Origin of the sequence: Streptomyces sp. NPDC087300, assembly GCF_044744425.1 — a bacterium.
GTDB lineage: Bacteria > Actinomycetota > Actinomycetes > Streptomycetales > Streptomycetaceae > Streptomyces.
Genome location: NZ_JBIUYI010000003.1, coordinates 807,419 through 825,279, shown reverse-complemented (window position 1 = coordinate 825,279; position 17,861 = coordinate 807,419). Strand labels below are relative to the sequence as shown.

The window sequence follows — 17,861 nt, the reverse complement described above, 5'->3', positions numbered from 1 at the left end:
GGTCAACGTGGCAGCAAGTGGCCACGCGATCGCGCCCCGCGGACGTACGGATCAGGATCTCGCCATGCCGACCAGCGAAGACACCACGAACGAGCCGACCGCTCCCGCTCCGACCGCCCTCTCCACCACGCCCGCCGCCGCGGCGGGCCAGTGGCGCATCGGCGGCGAACTCCCCGTCCACCGGCTGGGCTTCGGCGCGATGCGGCTGCCCGCTCCGCGCTGGGAGGGGCCCGCGCACGATCCCGCGCGCGGTATCGAGGTGCTGCGCCGCGCCGTCGAACTCGGCGTGAACCACATCGACACGGCCGCCTTCTACTTCTTCGAGGACATCGCGGCCAACGACCTCATCCGCAAGGCCCTGCACCCCTATCCGGACGACCTGGTGATCGCCACGAAGGTCGGGCCTGGCCGCCTGCCCGACGGCTCCTGGACGGACCCGGCCGACCCCGCCGAGCTGCGGGCGGCCGTGCACCGCAATCTGCGCGAACTCGGCCGTGACCACCTCGACCTGGTCTACCTCCGTTTCCTGACCACCGACGGTCCTGGCGGCGACCGCTTCGCGACGCTGGCGGCCCTGCGCGACGAGGGCCTCATCCGCCACCTCGGCGTCAGCAGCGCCACGCCCGAGCAGTTCGCCGAGGCGCGCGAGATCGCGCCCGTGGCCGCGCTCCAGAACAGGTTCAGCCCGCTGACGCGCGAACACGCCGAACTGGTGGACGTCTGCGCCGCGCAGGACATCGCGTACGTCCCGTACTTCCCGTTCGGCGGCGCCGGAGCTCCTGACCTGGAGGCGCTCCGACGCGTCGCCGAACGGCACGGAGCCACGCCCGCGCAGGTCACCCTGGCGTGGCTCCTCGCGATCTCCCCGGCGATGCTCGCGATCCCGGGCACCTCGTCCCCCGACCATCTGGCGGAGAACGTGGAGGCGGCGGCGCTGCGGCTCGACGCGGATGACCTCGCCGAGCTCGGCGCGCTGCGTCAGTAGACCTCCTCCACCCACTCCGGGTGGTCGATGAACGGGTTCCTGTTGTGCTGGAACTTGTCGAATATGACCTGGTTGCGGTTCTTCTCGAACGTGTCCGGCGGGTCCTCGTCGCTCCACTGCTTCAGGACGGAGAGGCGGCCGATGGCGGGCGCGCTGCCGTTGTCGACCTTGTCGTTGGGCTCCAGGTCGGGGAAGCCGCTCTCGCCGTCGTAGCGCACGGCCATGTAGAGGATCATGCGGGCCACGTCGCCCTTGACCGCGTCGCGCGGTTCGAAGGAGTCGCCGTCGGTGAGGTTGCCGGGGGCGCCCTCGACCGCGCTGCCGCCGTTGTCGAAGTCCTTGTTGCCCCGGATGCTGTTCACCGTGACGTCCTCGGGACGCAGGTGGTGGATGTCGGTGCCGGGTCCTGTCGAGGTGCCGAAGTCGCCGTGGGACTTGGCCCAGACGTGCTCGCGGTTCCAGTCGCCCTGGTCGCCGCCGCTGCTGTCCTTGCTCCGCGAGGTGCCGCTGTAGAGCAGGATCACGTTGGAGCTGTTGGCGGGGTCCTGGTCGGTGGTCTTGAGGGCGTCCCAGACCTGGTCGTACGAGAGCTTGGTCTGCTCGCTGATGATCGTGTGCAGTGCGGACTTGAGCTCGGGTCCTGTCTTGCCGAGCGCGTCCTTGTAGTACGTGTCGTCGTAGGCGCCGACGGCTGCGGTCGCCGGTGCGGGTGTGGGGGAGGTGGTGGCCGTCGCGGTGGCCGGCACGGTGATGCCGACGAGGACCGCGGCCGCGGTCAGGGCCAGGGGTTGCCAGCGGCGTACGCGCGGGACGGGCATGTGGGGTGTGTCCTTTCCCGGAGGCCTCGCGCGCCGCGCGCCCACTCGACGGGCGTGCGGTCTACGCGAGTTGACTAATCAACCACCGGGAGAGTGGCACGGGTGTACGTATTCTCGTGTGAACGTCCTGGAACGGTTGGGTGACGATGTCATGGACACGGCCAACCGCGAGGGGTGGAGGCCCGCGGAGGCCGTGTCCATGATGCGTCGCGCGCCCCGCGTTACAGCCCCAGCAGCCCCGGATCGGCCGCGAGCGCCCGGAAGTAGTCCAGCGGATCCGACACCATGCGCCGCTCCTTGAGGTCGAGCAGCCCCCCCACCCCGGTCACCGTCGCCGCCACCGATCCGTCCGCCTTGGTGATCGTCTGCTCCGTGCGGAACGTCTTGCGCTCGCCCCAGATGAACTGGCAGCTCACCTTGATCTCGTCGCCCGCGCTCAACTCGTTGCGGTACCGGATCGTGTTCTCCAGGGCCACCGGGCCGACGCCCTTGTCCAGCAGGTCGCGCTGCTCTATCCCGGCCGCGCGCAGCAGGGCCCAGCGGGCGTGCTCGGCGTACTGGAGGTATACGGCCTGGTTGAGATGGCCCTGCGAGTCCGTCTCGTACCCACGGACGCCGATGCTCACGGAATACGGCTCTGCCACGGTTTTCCCTTCGATGGCCTGCGAGTTGCGCGGTCTGGTCGTACGGGTCGTATTGCAGCACGGTCGTGCTTCGGGTTGTGCCCGCAGCGTTCAACTCACGGGTGGCGCGCCGCATTCCACCGGACCCACGACCCGCGCGACCAGCGCGGCGACCGTCATGTGCCGCGCGCCGACGTCACGTCCCGAGAGCCGACGTCACGTCCTGCGCGGTGAGGCCAGCACATAGCGTCCGCCCGAGCGCGCCGCCGCCGCGTGCTCGCCGACCTGCCACCCGGCCCGCTCCAGGACGGCCGCGCACCGGCGCAGCCCCTCCGGCGTCGGCTCCCGCACGGCGACGGCCTCCGGCTGTGGCGTCTCTTCCACCCGGTACCCGTCCTGGCCGGGGCCCGCGGGGCGGCAGCCCGCCGCCTCCAGGGCCAGCGCCGCCGCCTGCACCAGGTGGCCCCGCTCCCAGGCGCAGGGGCGCTCGCGCGAGCCGTCCCTGTTCGTCATGCGGCGCAGCTCGACCAGGCCCTCCCAGGCGCTGCGCACCTCCCGCGCGCGGGCGGGGCCCTCGGAGCCGGTCGGCGCGGTCTCCGTGCCGGTGCGCGCGGCGAAGACTCCGGAAGGCGCGGGGGCGGGGGCCCGCGGTGGCTCGGGGGCGGCGGGGGCCGCGCCCTCCTCGCGTATGCGATGACCCGCCGGCGTCAGGAAGTACGCATGCGGCGGCCGGGGATGGCGGAAGGCGAGGCGTGCCCGCACCAGGCCCGTGAGCTGCGTCTCCGTGCCGGACAGACGTCCGGTCCCCGGCTCGGCGGCCTCGATGATCCGTCGCTGAACGGCAGTAGGCGGTCGCACCGCACGCACCCCTTCCCGGCCCGGTTCCTGCACCTGGTACCGATGGTGCACCGAGCCACTGACATCGGGGTCACGGAGCCGTCGACATCACCAGCTCCAGCGTCTTGCGGTCCGTGTCCGCGTCCGCCCGCTCCTCAGGAGTACCGGGATAGGTGTCCAGGAGTACGTCGGTGGCGCCCAGCTCCGCGAGGGTCTCCAGGTCGGCGCGGATCTGGTCCGCGCTGCCGTGCCCGAGCGGACGCTCCGCCGTGTCCGCCTGCGCGCCGAGCCTGATCTGGAGGCGCGGCACGAGGCCGGGGACCGGACGGCCCGCGGCCGCCGCCTCCGCCGCGATGCGCGGGAGCGCCGCGCGCAGCGCCGCCAGGGTCGGCATGAACGGGTGCCAGCCCTCGCCCAGGCGCGCGGCCCGCACCTGCGCGGCGGGGGAGTTGCCGCCCACCCAGACCGGCAGGTGGGGGCGGGTCGCGGGGGCCGGGGCGGTGCGGACGCCCTCGTAGGAGACGTACCTGCCACGGAAGGACGTCGGGTCCTCGCTCCAGGCGGCGCGGATCGCCGCGAGGTACTCGTCGGTGATCGCGCCGCGCTCGCGGAACGGCACGCCGAGGACCTCGTACTCGGCCGCCGACCAGCCCACCCCGGCGCCCAGGATGAACCCGGCGTCGTTCAGCTGGTCGATGTTGGCGGCCATCCGCGCGGTCTGGAGGGGGTGGCGGTAGGGGATGACGGTGATGGTCGTACCGAGGCGCAGTCCGGGCACGCGGCCCGCGAGGTGCGCGGCGAGCACGAACTGGTCGTAGAACGGCGCCGGGTAGACCCCGTGGACGTCCTCGGTCACCGCGATGTGGTCGGAGATCATCGCGAACTCCAGGCCGAGGTCGCGGGCGTCGGTGGCCTGTCGTACGAGGGAGTCGGGGGTCGTCCCGGAGCCGAAGTTGAGGAGGTTCACGCCGTATCGCATGAGCGCAGTCTTGATGATCGCGAATGCGGGTGTCGAATCCGGCGGATGCGTCGATTCCGCCGATTACGGGGGAGGCGGCGGGCCCGGCGGACCCGCTGATCCTCCGTCAGCCCGCCGTGGCGGGGCGGAGGTTCCAGCTCGCCACCACCGGCCTGCCGTGCTCGGTGCTCAGCCGGCTCACCGTGCCCGTGGCGAGCAGGAACATCGAGCCGCCCGAGGTGGGCAGGCCCAGCCTGCGGGCCGTCAGGACGCGCAGGAAGTGGCTGTGCGCGAAGAGCACCACGCTGCCCTCGTTGTTGGCGAGCGCCGCGTCGACCTTGGCGAGCATCCGGTCGGCGCGCTCGCCGACCTCGTCGGGGGTCTCGCCCGGGTGCTCGGGCGGGCCCGCGGCCACGCCGTCGCTGAAGAGGTACCAGTCGGGGCGGCTGCGGTGGATCTCGACGGTGGTCAGACCCTCGTACGCGCCGTACTCCCACTCGCTCAGATCCGGGTCGACCTTCGCGTGCCCGAACCCGGCGAGCTCCGCGGTCTCCCTGGCCCGCCCGCGCGGGCTCGTGAACGCCGCGCCGATCCGGTAGGTGCCGATGAGCGGCGCGAGCGAGCGCGCCTGCTCCCTGCCGTGGTCCGTCAGGGGGACGTCCGTCCAGCTGGTGTGCTGCCCTGAGAGGGCCCACGGCGTCTCGCCGTGCCGGACGAGGAGCAGATCGCCCATGGTCGCGCACATCCTGTTCTTCCGGGGGTGGCGGAACCGTCCGGTCCCGCCACCCACGAGACTGCCACGCGGCGCAGGTCACGCGCGTGCGGGGGGCCTGTCAGGTCCCCCGGGGCAGCCGTCTCACATGCCCTGCGGCACCCGCGCGGGGCGGCCCGAGCCGCGCGTCAGGGCGTAGCCGCCGACGCCCGCGAGCGCCGCGAGGACGCCCCCGGCCGCCGTCCACAGCCAGCGCGATGACCACCAGCCGCCCGCCCAGCCGTCCTCCGGCTCGGTGACGGCGGCGGGCCGCTGCTTGTCCGAGCCAGCGCCCGGCACCAGCGGCTCGCCCAGCGAACCGTCCACGGCCTGCGCGCCGCCCGCGTCGGTCGTGGTGACCTTCGTCTCGACGCTCACCGGCAGACCCAGGTCGTCGGCCTTGAGGTCGGTGACCGTGAGCCGCAGGAAGTACGTGCCCGGCAGCGGATCGTTGGCCCACTGCTCCGACCAGGCCCGCACCGTGCGCAGCGAGCAGGACAGCGAGACCGACTCCGCGTCCTGCGCCGCCGTCCGCGTCGGCGTGCCGAGACGGCACGCCTGACGGCGCCTGAGGCCGTCGTACACGTCGACCCGCCAGGTCGACTCGGCGTGCCGGGCCGCGGCATCCGGCAGCTTCACCGTGGCGTGCACGGTGGCGCGCTGCCCGGTGTCCACCGGGAACGCCCAGTACAGGTAGTCACCCGTGGACGCCTGCGCCGTGGCCTCCTGGTCGGGGCGGATCGCGGTGGCGGTACGGAAGGAGGTGCCCGCCTCCGTCGGCGCGTCGGAGTCGGCCTTCTCGTCACCGTCGGCGGCGGCCACGCCCGCGGTCCCCGCGAGGACCAGCAGGGCGGCGCCCGCCGCGGCGGCGACGCGGCTCAGCACACGTGTCGTACGCATCAGTTGGTCCTCCAGACCGCGAAGCGCCAGCGAGAGACCCAGCCCCAGACCAGACCGGCGAGGAAGCCGGTGAGGACGAGCAGGCCGAGCAGCCACCAGCCGTGGCCGAGCCCGAAGAACGCCACGTCGGACGCCTCGTCGGAGGTGTCCACCAGGTCGACGGCGAGCTCGACGGGCAGGCCCGGCGTCGTCTTCACCGAAGCGGGCGCGGAGAAGGAGTTGCTGACGCGCAGACAGACGGTCTCGGCGTCGTCGGCCTCCTCGTCGTCGTCCGCCTCGGGGGTCGGGTAGCGCAGCCCCGTCGAGATCACGTCGGTGCGCCCGTCGCCGGACTCCTGGCCGCGCACGATCTCGCGGCCCTTCGGGGTCTCGGCCCTGAGCAGGACGCCGTAGTCCGGATTGACCGCCCGGTCGGCGGAGACGCTCACCGAGGCGCGCAGCTCCTTGCCCGCGGGCACGTTCACGCGGTACCAGCGGTGCTCGCCGAACTTCTCGCGGTCGGTGTAGAGGCCGGACTTCAGCTCGGGTGCCGCGGAGCACTCCGCCGCGCCCTTCGCCTCGACCGGCGTGACCACCGGGTCCGCCGCGCGGTCCACCAACTGCTTGACGCGGCCGGAGAGTTCATCGGTGTGCCGGATCGAGGTGTACGTACCGCCGGTGGCCTCGGCGATGCAGCTCAGCTGGTCCCTGGTCTTGGCGTCGGGCACCAGGCCCAGGGTGTCGATGGTGAGGTTGATGCCCTTGGCCGAGATGTCGCGGGCCACCACGCACGGGTCGAGCGGCTGGCAGGTGTCCTCGCCGTCGGAGATCAGTACGATGCGGCGGCTGCGCTCGGCGTCGTCGTCGTGGGTGAGGTCGTCCGCCGCCTTGAGCAGCGTCGGGCCGATCGGGGTCCAGCCGGTCGGCGCGAGCGTCGCCACGGCGGTCTTCGCGTCGGTGCGGCCCGCCTTGTCGAGCTGCTCCACGGGGTAGAGCAGCTCGGTGTCCTTGCAGCCCGTCCTGCGGTCGTCGCCGCGGTAGTTGGCGCCGAGGGTCCGTATGCCGAGCGCCACCTCGTCCGGGGTCGCGTCGAGCACCTCGTTGAAGGCCTGCTTCGCCGCGGCCATCCGGGACTTGCCGTCGATGTCGCGGGCCCGCATGGAGCCGCTGACGTCGAGTACGAGCTCGACCTTGGGGGAGGGCCGTGCCGGTTCGTCGCCGTCGTCGGCGGCCGCGGGGCCTGCCGTGACGAGCCCGGCGGTCAGGGCCGCGAGCAGGGCGATCGCCCAGGCCGCCGGCCGTTGTCTTGTGATCATCGCCGGATCCTATTGATCTCGGCGGGCATACCCAAAACGGCGTCAGAACAGCACGCAGCGCGACCGCCTGACCACGCATCACCACGGCTCCCGCCGACGTCGCGCGGCGCGCAGTCAGCGCCTCAGCTCACGCCCGCCGAACGCCGCGCCGCCGTCCGCCCGCCGCCACCAGTCCTCCATCGACGCCTGGTCCATGGCCCGCCAGTCCGGTGTCGCCTGAACGAGCGCACCGCCCAGGCGCCGTCCCAGATCCACCATCGAGCGACCGGAGAGCGTGCGGTCGGTGTCGTAGGTGTCCAGGGCGTCCGCCCAGGTGTCCGCGGTGGCGAGCGCGGACTCCAGGCAGGTGGCGTCCTGGAGCGCCTTCACCGCGCCCGCGCCGGTGTGCGGCCTGGCGACCGCGGCCGCGTCGCCGACCAGGAGCACGCGGCCCGTGGTGCAGCGGGGCGCCGTGAAGTCGTACATGGGCTGGAGGAAGAGCTCGTCGGGCGCCGTCGCGCGCAGCACTGCGCCCCAGTACGGCGGCAGGAGCTCGTCGGCGACGTACCCGAGATGGGCGGCGAGCGCCTCGGTGAGGCCGCCGGGAGGCAGGCTGGTGGGGCCGGTGAGCCGCAGGTCGAGGCCGAGGCCCAGATCGAGGTCCGGGGGCGGCGCGGTGTACAGGACCCAGTTGACGCGGCGGCCGCCCGCGCCGTCCGGGATCCGGTAGATGATCACGTGGCCGCCCGGGAAGACGGCGTACACGCAGTCCTCGTCGGCCCACAGGCCCGGATCCTTCAGACGGGTCTCGGGGAACGCGCCGCGCCAGGCGAGATAGCCCGCGTACGCGGGACGCACGTCGCCGAAGGCGCCGGCGCGGGTCACCGAGCGGTAGCCGTCCGCGCCGATCACCAGGTCGAAGTGCTCGGTGCCCGCCGCGGTGTCGAGCTCGGTGCCGCCCGGACCCGTGCGCAGCGCCTGGACCGCGGCGCCGGTCCTGAACTCCACGGGTCCGGGGATGCGGCGGCGCAACTCCCGCCACAGCGGACCCCAGTTGTACGTACGGAAGGGGAACGGCATCACGGCGATCTCCCGGCCCACCGGCCCTGCCGCGCCCTCGTCGCGCACGTACCAGCGGCGCCGCACGAGCTGCACCCACGGCATGTCCGCGTCCATGTACCCGGCCGGTGCCAGCTCCGCGTACCGGGCGTCGTGCACCGCGAGCCCCACGCCCCGGTCCGCCAGATCGCCCGCCGCGCGCTCGTACACGGTGATCTCGTCCGCACCGCCCCGGTGAGCGGCGAGCGCCGCGGCGCACCCGGCGATGCTGCCGCCCACGACGGCGACCCTGCCTCCACGCATCATGGCGCCATCCTGGCAGGCGGGGTGACCGTCTGTCAGCGCGGCGATACCCCGCGTCCGTCTGTCAGCGCAGCGATACCCCGCGTCCGGCGAAGAACGGCTCGAACCGGTCGGCCGTCAGCTCGGCGGTCCGGGTGCGGGCGTCGATGCCGGACGGGTTGTGGAAGTGCAGCAGTCCCTCGGCGGTGCGCCGGGTGAGCAGCACCAGATGGCCGCCCCGGCCCGGCGCGGGGCGGTCCGGGCGGCGGATCTCGTAGTGCACCGACGCGATGACCCGGCGCCCCTCGTCGAGGAGTGTGCCGATCTCCGCCACGGAGAGGTGGCGGTGGACCGTGGCGTCCACGCCGTGCGCCTCGCGCGCGTACTCCGCGAAAGGGGCGTAGACGAGCCCCTTGATGACCCCGTCGGCCTCCGTGTAGGCGCCGTACTTCAGCGCGCCGTCCCGCAGTTCGAAGAGGGAGGGGGCGGACGGGCCGAGCGCCATCCGGTAGCAGGTCAGACCGCACAGGTGGCCGCACCAGCGCGCGTAGTCGGCGAGCGTCGCCGCGCCCGAGGTGCGCCAGGCCGGGTCGGCGGCGCGGTCGAAGTCCTCGTACACGATGGGCGCGACGAGTTCGGGCGAGGCGAACTGCGTCTGCACGGGCGCTGCGCAGGTGGTGCAGGGCTGCATGGTGCTCCTGGTCATGGTTCCGGTTCCGCTCCCGGCCCCGGTCACTGACGGTAGCTGCTGAGGAAGCGGCCGATGCGGCTGATCGCCGCGTCGAGGTCGTCGGCGTGGGGGAGGGTGAGGATGCGGAAGTGGTCGGGGCGGGCCCAGTTGAAGCCGGTGCCCTGGACCACCTGGATCTTCTCCTGGAGCAGCAGGTCGAGGACGAACTTCTCGTCGTCGTGGATCGGGTGCACCTTCGGGTCCAGGCGCGGGAAGGCGTAGAGCGCGCCCTTGGGCTTCACGCAGGAGACGCCGGGGATCTCGTTGAGCTTCTGCCAGGCCCGGTCGCGCTGTTCGTGCAACCGGCCGCCGGGCGCGGTGAGTTCATGGATGGACTGGCGGCCGCCGAGCGCGGCCTGGATGGCGTACTGCGCGGGGGCGTTGGGGCAGAGCCGCATGGAGGCGAGCATCGTCAGGCCCTCCAGATAGCTCTTGGCGTGCTGCCGCGGCCCGGTGACCACCAGCCAGCCGGAGCGGAAGCCCGCCACGCGGTACGTCTTCGACAGGCCGCAGAAGGTGAGGACGACCAGGTCGGGGGCGAGGGCGGCGACGCTGTGGTGCACGGCGTCGTCGTACAGGATTCGGTCGTAGATCTCGTCGGCGAAGACCATCAGGCCGTGCCGCCGCGCCAGGTCGAGGATGCCCTCCAGGATCTCCTTCGGGTACACCGCGCCCGTGGGGTTGTTCGGGTTGATGATCACGACGGCCTTCGTCCGGTCGGTGATCTTCGACGCCATGTCGTCCAGGTCCGGGTACCAGTCGGCTGACTCGTCGCACACGTAGTGGACGGCCTTGCCTCCGGAGAGGGTCGTCACGGCGGTCCACAGGGGGAAGTCGGGCGCGGGGATGAGGACTTCGTCGCCGTCCTCCAGGAGCGCCTGTACGGCCATGGTGACCAGTTCGGAGACGCCGTTGCCGAGGAAGACGTCGTCCACGGAGACGTCGTCGAGGCCGAGCGCCTGGTAGCGCTGGACGACGGCGCGGCGGGCGGAGAGGACGCCGCGCGAGTCCGTGTAGCCGTGCGCGTTCGGGAGCATCCGGATCATGTCCTGGACGATCTCCTCGGGCGCCTCGAAGCCGAACAGCGCGGGGTTGCCGGTGTTGAGGCGCAGGACGCTGTGGCCCGCCTCCTCCAGGGCGTTGGCGTGCTCGATGACCGGGCCCCGGATCTCGTAACAGACCTCGCTGAGCTTGCTCGACTGCCGGAACTCCATGCGGTGCGCCTCCCGTGACGTGTGTTACTTGGTTTTACCAAGCCTCCGCTTGGAAAGTCCAACAACCTGCATAGACTATGTCGCATGCCACCTCAGTCCAGGCCGCAGCCGCGGTCCCGCCGAAGCTACGACCAGTACTGCGCCGCCGCCCGCGGCCTGGACGCCGTCGGCGACCGCTGGACCCTGCTGATCGTCCGGGAGCTCCTCGCGGGCCCGCGCCGCTACACCGACCTGCACGCCGACCTGCCGGGCGTCAGCACGGACGTCCTCGCCTCACGCCTGAAGGACATGGAACAGCAGGGCCTGAGCACCCGCCGCAAGCTGCCCCCGCCCGCGGCGGCGTACGTCTACGAACTGACCGACCGCGGCCGCGATTTGCTCCCCGTCCTCCAGGCCCTCGCGGCCTGGGGCGCCCCCGCCCTGGCGGAGCGCAGGCCCACGGACGCGGTGCGGGCGCACTGGTTCGCCCTGCCACTGCTGCGGGCCCTCGCGGGGACCGGCGCCGAGGGCGTACTCCAAGTCCGCCTCCCCGAGGGCGAGTTCCACGTACGGGTCGGCGGCGCGGGCGACTCCTACGGCGAGGGCCCCGCACCGGTCGCCCCCGAGGCCCACCTCGCGCTGGACGCGGCGACGTGCGTGGCGGTGAGCAGCGGGGAGCTGACGGTGGGTGAGGGGGTGCGGACGGGGCGGATCGAGCTTGTGGGGGAAGGGGGCCTGGCGAAGGCGCTGCGCGCCGTCTGAACGGCTCGGTCGACCTGAACTCCGGGCGGAAGCGTCAGGGCAGCGGTACGCCGCGGGCGGTGACCCACAGTTCGTACCACTCCTCGTGGGTGAGCTCGGGCTCGCGGTCGACGGCGTCGCGGCAGGCGCGGATACGTTCGGGGCGGCTGGTGCCGATGACCGGGGCGATCCGGGCCGGGTGGCGCTGGAGCCACCACAGCAGGATCGTCTCCGGTGTCGTCCCCTTGCGCTTGGCGAGGTCGGCGACGAGCCGGGCGGTGGGCGAACCGCCCGCGTCGGGGCCGGTGAAGCGGCCCTGGGCCAGGGCGCCCCAGGCCTGTAGCCGGACGCCGTTGGCCAGGCAGTACTCGATCGTCCCGTGCGGGAAGCCGTTCTCGGTGGCGGCCGCGGTGTTGAGAAGGACACCCGCCTCGACCCAGTCCCTGCTGGCGAGGCTCATCTCCAACTGGTTCGCGATCAGCGGGAGATCGAGGTGGGCCCGTAGCTGGGCGATCTGCGCCGCGCTCATGTTCGACACGCCGAAGTGGCGCACCAGGCCCTGGCGGTGCAGGGAGGTGAGCGCCTCGGCGAGCTCCGCGGGATCCGCCAGCGGGTCCGGCCTGTGCAGCAGCAGCACGTCGAGCACATCGGTGCGGAGCCGGGTGAGGCTCTCCTCGACGCGCCGGACGACGGTCGGCCCCCGCAGGTCGTACATGCCGGGCAGGTCGCCCTCGGCCTGCCGGATGCCGCACTTGGTCTGCAGGACGATGCGGTCGCGCAACTCGGGCGCCCTGGCGAGCAGTTCGCCGAAGACCGCCTCGGCCTTGCCCTTCCGGTAGATGTCGGCGTGGTCGAACGCCGTGATCCCGATGGCCAGGGCGGCCTCGACGGCGGCCTCCGCGTGCGCGATGTCCGCGGCGGTGTACGGCGCGGTGTCCCAGGTGCCGCCGAGCCCCATGCATCCGTACAGCGGCTGCCGGTCGGGCAGGTCGGGCTGTGCCGTCATGTCTCTCCCTCGGTGAGGACCGGTGGTCGTACGTGCCGACCCGGTGGTCACACCGTAACGACCGGTCAACTCCCGAAGGGGACATCCTCGTTGGTCGCCATGCGGCGGGTGTCGCCGTGCGCCGCGACGAAGTCGTGGATGTGGCCGATGGCCCGCTTCGCGGACGACTCGTCCTTGCCACAGCCGCGGATGCCGGAGACGCCGTCGGGGTAACAGGAGGCCCGGTGGCCGTAGATCAGACCGTCGGCGTCGCCCCCGGCCCCGTCCAGGAGGGTCCGGGTGGCCCGGCCGTCGCCCGCGCCGGTCGTCCAGCCGAAGACGCGCGCGAGTGCGCCGCGGTCCCGTGCCTCGGCGCCGAGGCGCACCTGCTCGCGTACCTTGCCCAGAACCGTCGGCAGGTTGAGGTTGAACAGGCCCTTGTCCATGACGCGTTGGTTGTTGCGTACGGAGTCGCCGAACTCGCCGTACTGCCGCGTCACCTCGTCCGTGTCGCCGCTGATGTCCACGCCTTCGCGGTCGGTGAGGCCGTCCGCGACGTCCTTCCAGCCCGTGCCGCCCGCGGTGCCGTAGAACCCGTAGAGGACCCGCACCCCGGCGCTCTCCAGCTTGCTGCGGGCCAGGTCGCGCAGGGCCGCGACCGAGCAGTGGCGCGACTTGGCGGCACCGCTGTCGCAGTGGTCGGGGTTCTTGATGTCGAGCCAGACGAACCCGATGTTCTTGCCCGCCCGCCGCTGCTGCGCGATCCGGTCGAACATCTCCGCCATGGTGTTCCCGGCGCTCGTAGGGAGCCCGTCGTGATCGGCCCACCAGCCCTTCTTCCAGGCGGTGGCGTCGATCTCCAGCGCGTTGGCCCCGTGGCCGAGCGCCTTGTCGACGCCGTCGACGGTCAGGACGCGGTGGGCGATGGCCCAGACCGGGCGCTGGGAGCCGGATTCGGGTCCTGGACCGGCGGCGGCGCCGGCCGGCGAGGCGGCGAGCCCCACCACCAGGGCGCCGCACGTGGCGGTCAGCGTCGCGGCGAGGGCGGTCGAGCGGGGGCGGTCCTGGCGTATCAAGGCTGTCTCTCCATCCGTTCCTGTGCGCTCGGCCGCCTGCCCGTCCCGCCCCAGGTCAAACGCCCCGCGCCGGTCCGGGCGCCGTCGGGGCGTGGCCGGATGAGGCGGTAGGAGGACCGGACCGCTGTACCGTCTGAGGCCATCGTCAACGATCAAGAGTGGAGTGGCCCATGCACGGCGGCAGCGGCGGCAACGGTGGCGGCGCGGGAGATCGGATCGACACCTCGACGGCTCATTCGGCGCGGGTGTACGACTACATCCTGGGCGGCAAGGACCACTACGCCGTCGACGCCGAGGCGGGCGACACGATGTGCGAGCACTGGCCGGCGCTTCCGGTGCACATGCTGGAGAACCGCCGGTTCATGCACCGCGCCGGGCACTACCTCGCCAAGGAGCAGGGCATCCGGCAGTTCCTCGACATCGGCACCGGCCTGCCCACGGCCCCCAACCTGCACGAGGTGGCGCAGCGGGTGGCGGCGGACGCGCACGTCGTCTACGTCGACAACGACCCCATCGTCCTGGCACACGCGCGTGCCCTCCTCCAGGGCACGCGCGAGGGCGCGACCGCGTACGTCGACGCCGACATGCACGACCCGGACGCCATCCTGGACAGCCCGGAGTTCCGTGAACTGATCGACCTGGGGGAGCCGGTGGGCCTGATGGTCATCGGGATACTCCACTTCATCCTGCCGCCGGACGACGGTCTCCTGGTGCGGCGCCTCCTTGAACCGCTGCCGTCGGGCAGCTTCCTGGCGATGACCATCGGGACCGCGGACTTCGCGCCCGGCGAGGTGGGCCGGGTGGCCGAGGAGTACGCGCAGCAGGGCATGCCGATGGCGCTGCGCGACCGGGCCACCGCGACCTCGTTCTTCGACGGCCTTGACCTGGTGGACCCGGGCGTCACCCAGGTCCACAAGTGGCGTCCCGGCCCGGAGCAGGACGGCGTCGACGACCGGGCCATCGCGATGTACGGGGCGGTGGCCCGCAAGCCCTGAGGGGCCGGTGACCGGGGGCGACTAAGCTTGCGGAGCTTGACGTGACGGTGCGGGAGAGTGGGGAGCAGGGGTCTGTGAACGGCTTGAGACAGGTGGTCGCCACCCGCTACATCGAGCCTCTGCGGGCCGGCGGCTCGGTGCCGGGGATCGTCGAGGCCGACGATCTGGGCACGTACGTCGTGAAGTTCACCGGCTCCGCGCAGGGCCGCAAGGCCTTGGTCGCCGAGATCATCGTCGGCGAACTCGCGCGCCGCCTCGGTCTGCGCTTCCCCGAACTGGTCCTCGTCGACTTCGACCCCGCGGTCGCCGCAGACGAACCGCACCAGGAGGTCCAGGACCTCCTCCGCTCCAGCGCGGGCCTCAACCTCGGCATGGACTTCCTGCCGGGCGCGGCGGACTTCACCCCCGAGGCCATCGACGTCGACCCGCTGGAGGCGGGCAAGGTCGTCTGGCTGGACGCCCTCACGGCGAACGTCGACCGCACGGTCCACAGCTCGAACCTGATGATCTGGCCCACGTTCGGCGTTCAGCCCCCTCGCCTCTGGCTGATCGACCATGGCGCGGCGCTGGTCTTTCACCATCGGTGGGGGGCGTCGGCGCCGGACAAGGCGTACGACTTCCGCCATCACGCGTTGGGCGGGTACGGGCCCGATGTGGCTGCCGCCGACGCGGAACTCGCGCCGCTGGTGACGGCGGAGCTGCTGCGGGAGATCGTGGCGGACGTCCCCGATGAGTGGCTCGTGGACGAGCCGGGCTTCTCCTCCGCCGAGGAGCTGCGGGAGGCGTACGTGGCGCATCTCGCGGAGCGCGCGAAGGCGTCGGCGGCGTGGCTGCCGAGCGGATTCCCCAGCCGCGAGGAACTCGCCTCGGAGGACGCGAAGCGGGCGCGGGCCACGGAGGCGGGGCGCCCTGCCTGGCTGAAGCGGGTTCCTGACCTGCACGGCAAGCCACAGACACGCTGAACGCGAACGCCGGGCGGGCTGGAGGATCCAGCCCGCCCGGCGTTTTTCGCGGACGAACTCGGCGCAGCCGGTGACCGACGGCGCCGAGGAGTGCCGTCTAGCCGCGCAGCTGCTCGTACGCCGGCAGTGTCAGGAAGTCCGCGTAGTCCGCGTCCAGGGAGACCTGGAGGAGGAGGTCGTGGGCCTGCTGCCACTTGCCGGTCGTGAAGGCCTCGTCGCCGATCTCGGTGCGGATCGCGGTGAGTTCCTCGGCGGCGACCTTGCGGGCGAGGTCGGCCGTGGCCGTCTCGCCGTTCTCGAAGACGACACCCGCGTTGATCCACTGCCAGATCTGCGAGCGCGAGATCTCGGCGGTGGCCGCGTCCTCCATGAGGTTGAAGATGGCGACGGCGCCGAGGCCGCGCAGCCACGCCTCGATGTAGCGGATGCCGACCTGGACGGCGTTGACCAGGCCGTCGTAGGTGGGCTTCGCGTCGAGGGAGTCGATGGCGATCAGGTCGCCGGGGGCGACGTTCACGTCCTCGCGCAGGCGGTCCTTCTGGTTCGGCTTCTCGCCGAGCACCGCGTCGAAGGACTTCATCGCGATCGGGACCAGGTCGGGGTGGGCGACCCAGGAGCCGTCGAAGCCGTCGCCGGCCTCGCGGTCCTTGTCGTTCTTGACCTTCTCGAACGCGACCTTGTTGACCTCCGCGTCCTTGCGGGACGGGATGAACGCGGCCATGCCGCCGATCGCGTGCGCGCCGCGCTTGTGGCAGGTGCGGACGAGGAGTTCGGTGTACGCCCGCATGAAGGGGGCGGTCATCGTCACCAGGTTGCGGTCCGGCAGGACGAACTTCGAGCCGCCGTCACGGAAATTCTTGACGATGGAGAAGAGGTAGTCCCAGCGGCCCGCGTTCAGGCCGGAGGCGTGGTCGCGCAGCTCGTAGAGGATCTCCTCCATCTGGTACGCGGCGGTGATCGTCTCGATGAGGACCGTGGCGCGGACCGTGCCCTGGGGGATGCCCACGTAGTCCTGCGCGAAGACGAAGATGTCGTTCCAGAGGCGCGCCTCCAGGTACGACTCCGTCTTCGGCAGGTAGAAGTACGGGCCCTTGCCGAGCTCGATCAGGCGCTTGGCGTTGTGGAAGAAGTACAGGCCGAAGTCGACCAGCGCGCCGGGGATCGGAGTGCCCTCGAACTGGAGGTGGCGCTCGTCCAGGTGCCAGCCGCGCGGCCGCATGACGACCGTGGCGAGCTCGTCGGCACCCTTGAGGGCGTACGACTTGCCGGAGCGCTCGTCCGTGAAGTCGATGGAGCGCGCGTAGGCGTCGGTCAGGTTGAGCTGACCGAGGACCACGTTCTCCCAGGTGGGCGCGGAGGCGTCCTCGAAGTCCGCGAGCCAGACCTTGGCGCCCGAGTTCAGGGCGTTGATGGTCATCTTGCGGTCGGTCGGGCCCGTGATCTCCACGCGGCGGTCGTTCAGCGCGGCGGGCGCCGGGGCGACCCGCCACGAGTCGTCCGCGCGGATCGCGGCCGTCTCCGGCAGGAAGTCCAGGGTCGACGTGCGGGCGATCTCCGCGCGACGCTCGGCGCGGCGGGCGAGGAGCTCGTCACGCCGCGGCGTGAACAGCCGGTGCAGCTCGGCCACAAAGGCGAGGGCCGCGTCGGTGAGCACCTCTTCCTGCCGGGGCAGGGGCTCTGCGTCGACGATGGCCAGCGGCGACGGCGCTAGTGCGGACATGAGCTGTCACTTCCTTCAGAGAGCTGCACGGACGGTGCCGGCCGGGCCGCCGGGCAGACGCGGTGACACTGCGTGCCACAGGAGCCGAGGTACGGCTTTGGGGCCCCGTCCGAGGTAACGGGCCTTCTGGTCAGTGGATACTAGTTTCCTCATGGTGGAAGTTCAATGGTTTGTTGACGTCGAGATTCTCTTCGTCGACAGAACATGGCGCTGAGTGCCATCCCGGTCACTCCAAGTGGATCAGGTCCTCGACGGTGTCTATGTCGTGTGCCCGCGCCACGTCCCCGCACTCGACCAGAGTCACCTCGGCCGCGTGTTCCTTCAGATAGGCGCGCGCTCCCCGGTCGCCCACCGCGCTCGCCGCGATCCCGGCCCAGTGCGCCGAGCCGAACAGGACCGGATGGCCCCGCACCCCCTCGTACGACGCCGCCGCGAGCGTCCCGGGCGAGCGGTAGGCGGCGCGCACCCGGGCCGTCGCCGCCGCGCCGATCCCCGGCTGGTCCACGAGCGAGACGAGCGCCGCCGAGCCGCCGCCGGCGGAGCGCAACGACTCCAGGCCCGCCCGCAGCGAGGAGCCCATGCCCTCCTCCCAGTCGGGATTGTCGACAAGGACACATCCGGGCAGCGCGGCCCGCTCCCGTACGGCGTCGGCGGCCGCGCCGAGCACCACGTGCACCCGGGTGCAGCCCGCCTCCCGCAGCACCCCCACCGCGTGCTCCACCAGCGGCCGCCCCCGGTGCTCAAGGAGCGCCTTCGGCCGCCCGCCGAGCCTGCGCCCACCGCCCGCCGCGAGCAGCAGCCCCACGACCTCGCCGGCCGCGGATCCCGGCCCGTCCGTCTCTCTCGTCATGACTCCTGCATACACCAAGCGATACGCGATGTTCCGGCCGTGCGGACGGCCGGAAAGTGGCGCATCCATGACCGTGTGGCGTTTACTGACCCGCGACCCTTCGGCGTCTGACCAACGCCGCG

At 72.1% G+C, this 17,861-nt stretch carries 18 protein-coding genes; 4 read left to right on the top strand and 14 right to left on the bottom strand.

Annotation, left to right across the window (positions count from 1 at the left end):
• Positions 1 to 64 precede the first annotated feature (64 nt).
• The gene (locus tag ACIO9J_RS14510) at positions 65 to 985 is read left to right on the top strand and encodes an aldo/keto reductase (protein ID WP_401997801.1); all 921 of its coding nucleotides are present in this window, start codon (positions 65 to 67) and stop codon (positions 983 to 985) included.
• Here the strand turns inward: ACIO9J_RS14510 and ACIO9J_RS14505 are convergent.
• From ACIO9J_RS14505 to ACIO9J_RS14460, 10 genes are all read right to left on the bottom strand, one after another.
• Entirely contained in the window at positions 979 to 1,803 is an 825-nt protein-coding gene (locus ACIO9J_RS14505) for an endonuclease I family protein (RefSeq protein ID WP_401997798.1), read from the bottom strand. The genes ACIO9J_RS14510 and ACIO9J_RS14505 overlap by 7 nt on opposite strands.
• Before the next feature lie 221 nt (positions 1,804 to 2,024).
• Positions 2,025 to 2,447 (bottom strand): acyl-CoA thioesterase, encoded by a 423-nt coding sequence (locus ACIO9J_RS14500; protein ID WP_401997795.1) that lies wholly within the window; start codon positions 2,445 to 2,447, stop codon positions 2,025 to 2,027.
• 195 nt (positions 2,448 to 2,642) lie between these two features.
• Complete coding sequence (locus ACIO9J_RS14495; protein ID WP_401997792.1) at positions 2,643 to 3,284, bottom strand: hypothetical protein; 642 nt, start codon at positions 3,282 to 3,284, stop codon at positions 2,643 to 2,645.
• 70 nt (positions 3,285 to 3,354) lie between these two features.
• A complete protein-coding gene (locus tag ACIO9J_RS14490) occupies positions 3,355 to 4,242 on the bottom strand; it encodes a TIGR03619 family F420-dependent LLM class oxidoreductase (RefSeq protein ID WP_401997789.1) in 888 nt (295 codons plus the stop codon).
• A 106-nt stretch (positions 4,243 to 4,348) separates the two neighbouring features.
• Positions 4,349 to 4,954 (bottom strand): histidine phosphatase family protein, encoded by a 606-nt coding sequence (locus ACIO9J_RS14485; protein ID WP_401997786.1) that lies wholly within the window; start codon positions 4,952 to 4,954, stop codon positions 4,349 to 4,351.
• 123 nt (positions 4,955 to 5,077) lie between these two features.
• On the bottom strand, positions 5,078 to 5,872 hold the full coding sequence (locus ACIO9J_RS14480) for a hypothetical protein (protein ID WP_401997783.1): 795 nt from the start codon (positions 5,870 to 5,872) through the stop codon (positions 5,078 to 5,080).
• Positions 5,872 to 7,167: a VWA domain-containing protein gene (locus ACIO9J_RS14475; protein WP_401997780.1), complete on the bottom strand. Its 1,296-nt coding sequence runs from the start codon at positions 7,165 to 7,167 to the stop codon at positions 5,872 to 5,874. The genes ACIO9J_RS14480 and ACIO9J_RS14475 overlap by 1 nt, the downstream gene beginning before the upstream one ends.
• 114 nt (positions 7,168 to 7,281) lie before the next feature.
• Entirely contained in the window at positions 7,282 to 8,508 is a 1,227-nt protein-coding gene (locus ACIO9J_RS14470; RefSeq protein WP_401998619.1) for an FAD-dependent monooxygenase, read from the bottom strand.
• Positions 8,509 to 8,572: 64 nt separating this feature from the next.
• Entirely contained in the window at positions 8,573 to 9,193 is a 621-nt protein-coding gene (locus tag ACIO9J_RS14465) for a peptidase (protein WP_401997777.1), read from the bottom strand.
• 26 nt (positions 9,194 to 9,219) lie between these two features.
• A complete protein-coding gene (locus ACIO9J_RS14460; RefSeq protein WP_401997774.1) occupies positions 9,220 to 10,431 on the bottom strand; it encodes a pyridoxal phosphate-dependent aminotransferase in 1,212 nt (403 codons plus the stop codon).
• Between the two features lie 84 nt (positions 10,432 to 10,515).
• Between ACIO9J_RS14460 and ACIO9J_RS14455 the strand changes: the two genes are divergently transcribed.
• A complete protein-coding gene (locus ACIO9J_RS14455) occupies positions 10,516 to 11,172 on the top strand; it encodes a winged helix-turn-helix transcriptional regulator (RefSeq protein ID WP_401997771.1) in 657 nt (218 codons plus the stop codon).
• A gap of 34 nt (positions 11,173 to 11,206) precedes the next feature.
• On the opposite strand, the gene ACIO9J_RS14450 is transcribed toward ACIO9J_RS14455, so the two are convergent.
• Positions 11,207 to 12,157: an aldo/keto reductase family oxidoreductase gene (locus ACIO9J_RS14450; RefSeq protein ID WP_401997768.1), complete on the bottom strand. Its 951-nt coding sequence runs from the start codon at positions 12,155 to 12,157 to the stop codon at positions 11,207 to 11,209.
• 65 nt (positions 12,158 to 12,222) lie between these two features.
• Positions 12,223 to 13,212, bottom strand: coding sequence for a phospholipase (locus ACIO9J_RS14445; protein WP_401997765.1), 990 nt, complete (start codon positions 13,210 to 13,212; stop codon positions 12,223 to 12,225).
• Between the two features lie 170 nt (positions 13,213 to 13,382).
• Here ACIO9J_RS14445 and ACIO9J_RS14440 point away from each other — a divergent pair, with 170 nt between their 5' ends.
• Entirely contained in the window at positions 13,383 to 14,207 is an 825-nt protein-coding gene (locus ACIO9J_RS14440) for an SAM-dependent methyltransferase (protein WP_401997762.1), read from the top strand.
• An 83-nt stretch (positions 14,208 to 14,290) separates the two neighbouring features.
• Entirely contained in the window at positions 14,291 to 15,169 is an 879-nt protein-coding gene (locus tag ACIO9J_RS14435; RefSeq protein ID WP_401998617.1) for a HipA family kinase, read from the top strand.
• Between the two features lie 97 nt (positions 15,170 to 15,266).
• Here the strand turns inward: ACIO9J_RS14435 and aceB are convergent, their stop codons facing one another.
• Together aceB and ACIO9J_RS14425 are read right to left on the bottom strand one after the other, a co-directional pair.
• A complete protein-coding gene (aceB, locus tag ACIO9J_RS14430; RefSeq protein ID WP_401997759.1) occupies positions 15,267 to 16,889 on the bottom strand; it encodes a malate synthase A in 1,623 nt (540 codons plus the stop codon).
• A 226-nt stretch (positions 16,890 to 17,115) separates the two neighbouring features.
• Positions 17,116 to 17,739 carry an NTP transferase domain-containing protein gene (locus ACIO9J_RS14425; RefSeq protein ID WP_401997756.1) on the bottom strand — a complete coding sequence of 208 codons (624 nt, stop codon included), beginning with the start codon at positions 17,737 to 17,739 and terminating at the stop codon, positions 17,116 to 17,118.
• Positions 17,740 to 17,861 lie beyond the last annotated feature (122 nt).

What these genes read in the sequence shown, in the direction of transcription:
- ACIO9J_RS14510 (WP_401997801.1), top strand. Translation starts at nt 65, where the DNA reads ATGCCGACCAGCGAAGACACCACGAACGAGCCGACCGCTCCCGCTCCG.
- ACIO9J_RS14505 (WP_401997798.1), bottom strand. Translation starts at nt 1,803, where the DNA reads ATGCCCGTCCCGCGCGTACGCCGCTGGCAACCCCTGGCCCTGACCGCG.
- ACIO9J_RS14490 (WP_401997789.1), bottom strand. Translation starts at nt 4,242, where the DNA reads ATGCGATACGGCGTGAACCTCCTCAACTTCGGCTCCGGGACGACCCCC.
- ACIO9J_RS14485 (WP_401997786.1), bottom strand. Translation starts at nt 4,954, where the DNA reads ATGGGCGATCTGCTCCTCGTCCGGCACGGCGAGACGCCGTGGGCCCTC.
- ACIO9J_RS14480 (WP_401997783.1), bottom strand. Translation starts at nt 5,872, where the DNA reads ATGCGTACGACACGTGTGCTGAGCCGCGTCGCCGCCGCGGCGGGCGCC.
- ACIO9J_RS14475 (WP_401997780.1), bottom strand. Translation starts at nt 7,167, where the DNA reads ATGATCACAAGACAACGGCCGGCGGCCTGGGCGATCGCCCTGCTCGCG.
- ACIO9J_RS14470 (WP_401998619.1), bottom strand. Translation starts at nt 8,508, where the DNA reads ATGCGTGGAGGCAGGGTCGCCGTCGTGGGCGGCAGCATCGCCGGGTGC.
- ACIO9J_RS14465 (WP_401997777.1), bottom strand. Translation starts at nt 9,193, where the DNA reads ATGACCAGGAGCACCATGCAGCCCTGCACCACCTGCGCAGCGCCCGTG.
- ACIO9J_RS14460 (WP_401997774.1), bottom strand. Translation starts at nt 10,431, where the DNA reads ATGGAGTTCCGGCAGTCGAGCAAGCTCAGCGAGGTCTGTTACGAGATC.
- ACIO9J_RS14455 (WP_401997771.1), top strand. Translation starts at nt 10,516, where the DNA reads ATGCCACCTCAGTCCAGGCCGCAGCCGCGGTCCCGCCGAAGCTACGAC.
- ACIO9J_RS14450 (WP_401997768.1), bottom strand. Translation starts at nt 12,157, where the DNA reads ATGACGGCACAGCCCGACCTGCCCGACCGGCAGCCGCTGTACGGATGC.
- ACIO9J_RS14440 (WP_401997762.1), top strand. Translation starts at nt 13,383, where the DNA reads ATGCACGGCGGCAGCGGCGGCAACGGTGGCGGCGCGGGAGATCGGATC.
- aceB (WP_401997759.1), bottom strand. Translation starts at nt 16,889, where the DNA reads ATGTCCGCACTAGCGCCGTCGCCGCTGGCCATCGTCGACGCAGAGCCC.
- ACIO9J_RS14425 (WP_401997756.1), bottom strand. Translation starts at nt 17,739, where the DNA reads ATGACGAGAGAGACGGACGGGCCGGGATCCGCGGCCGGCGAGGTCGTG.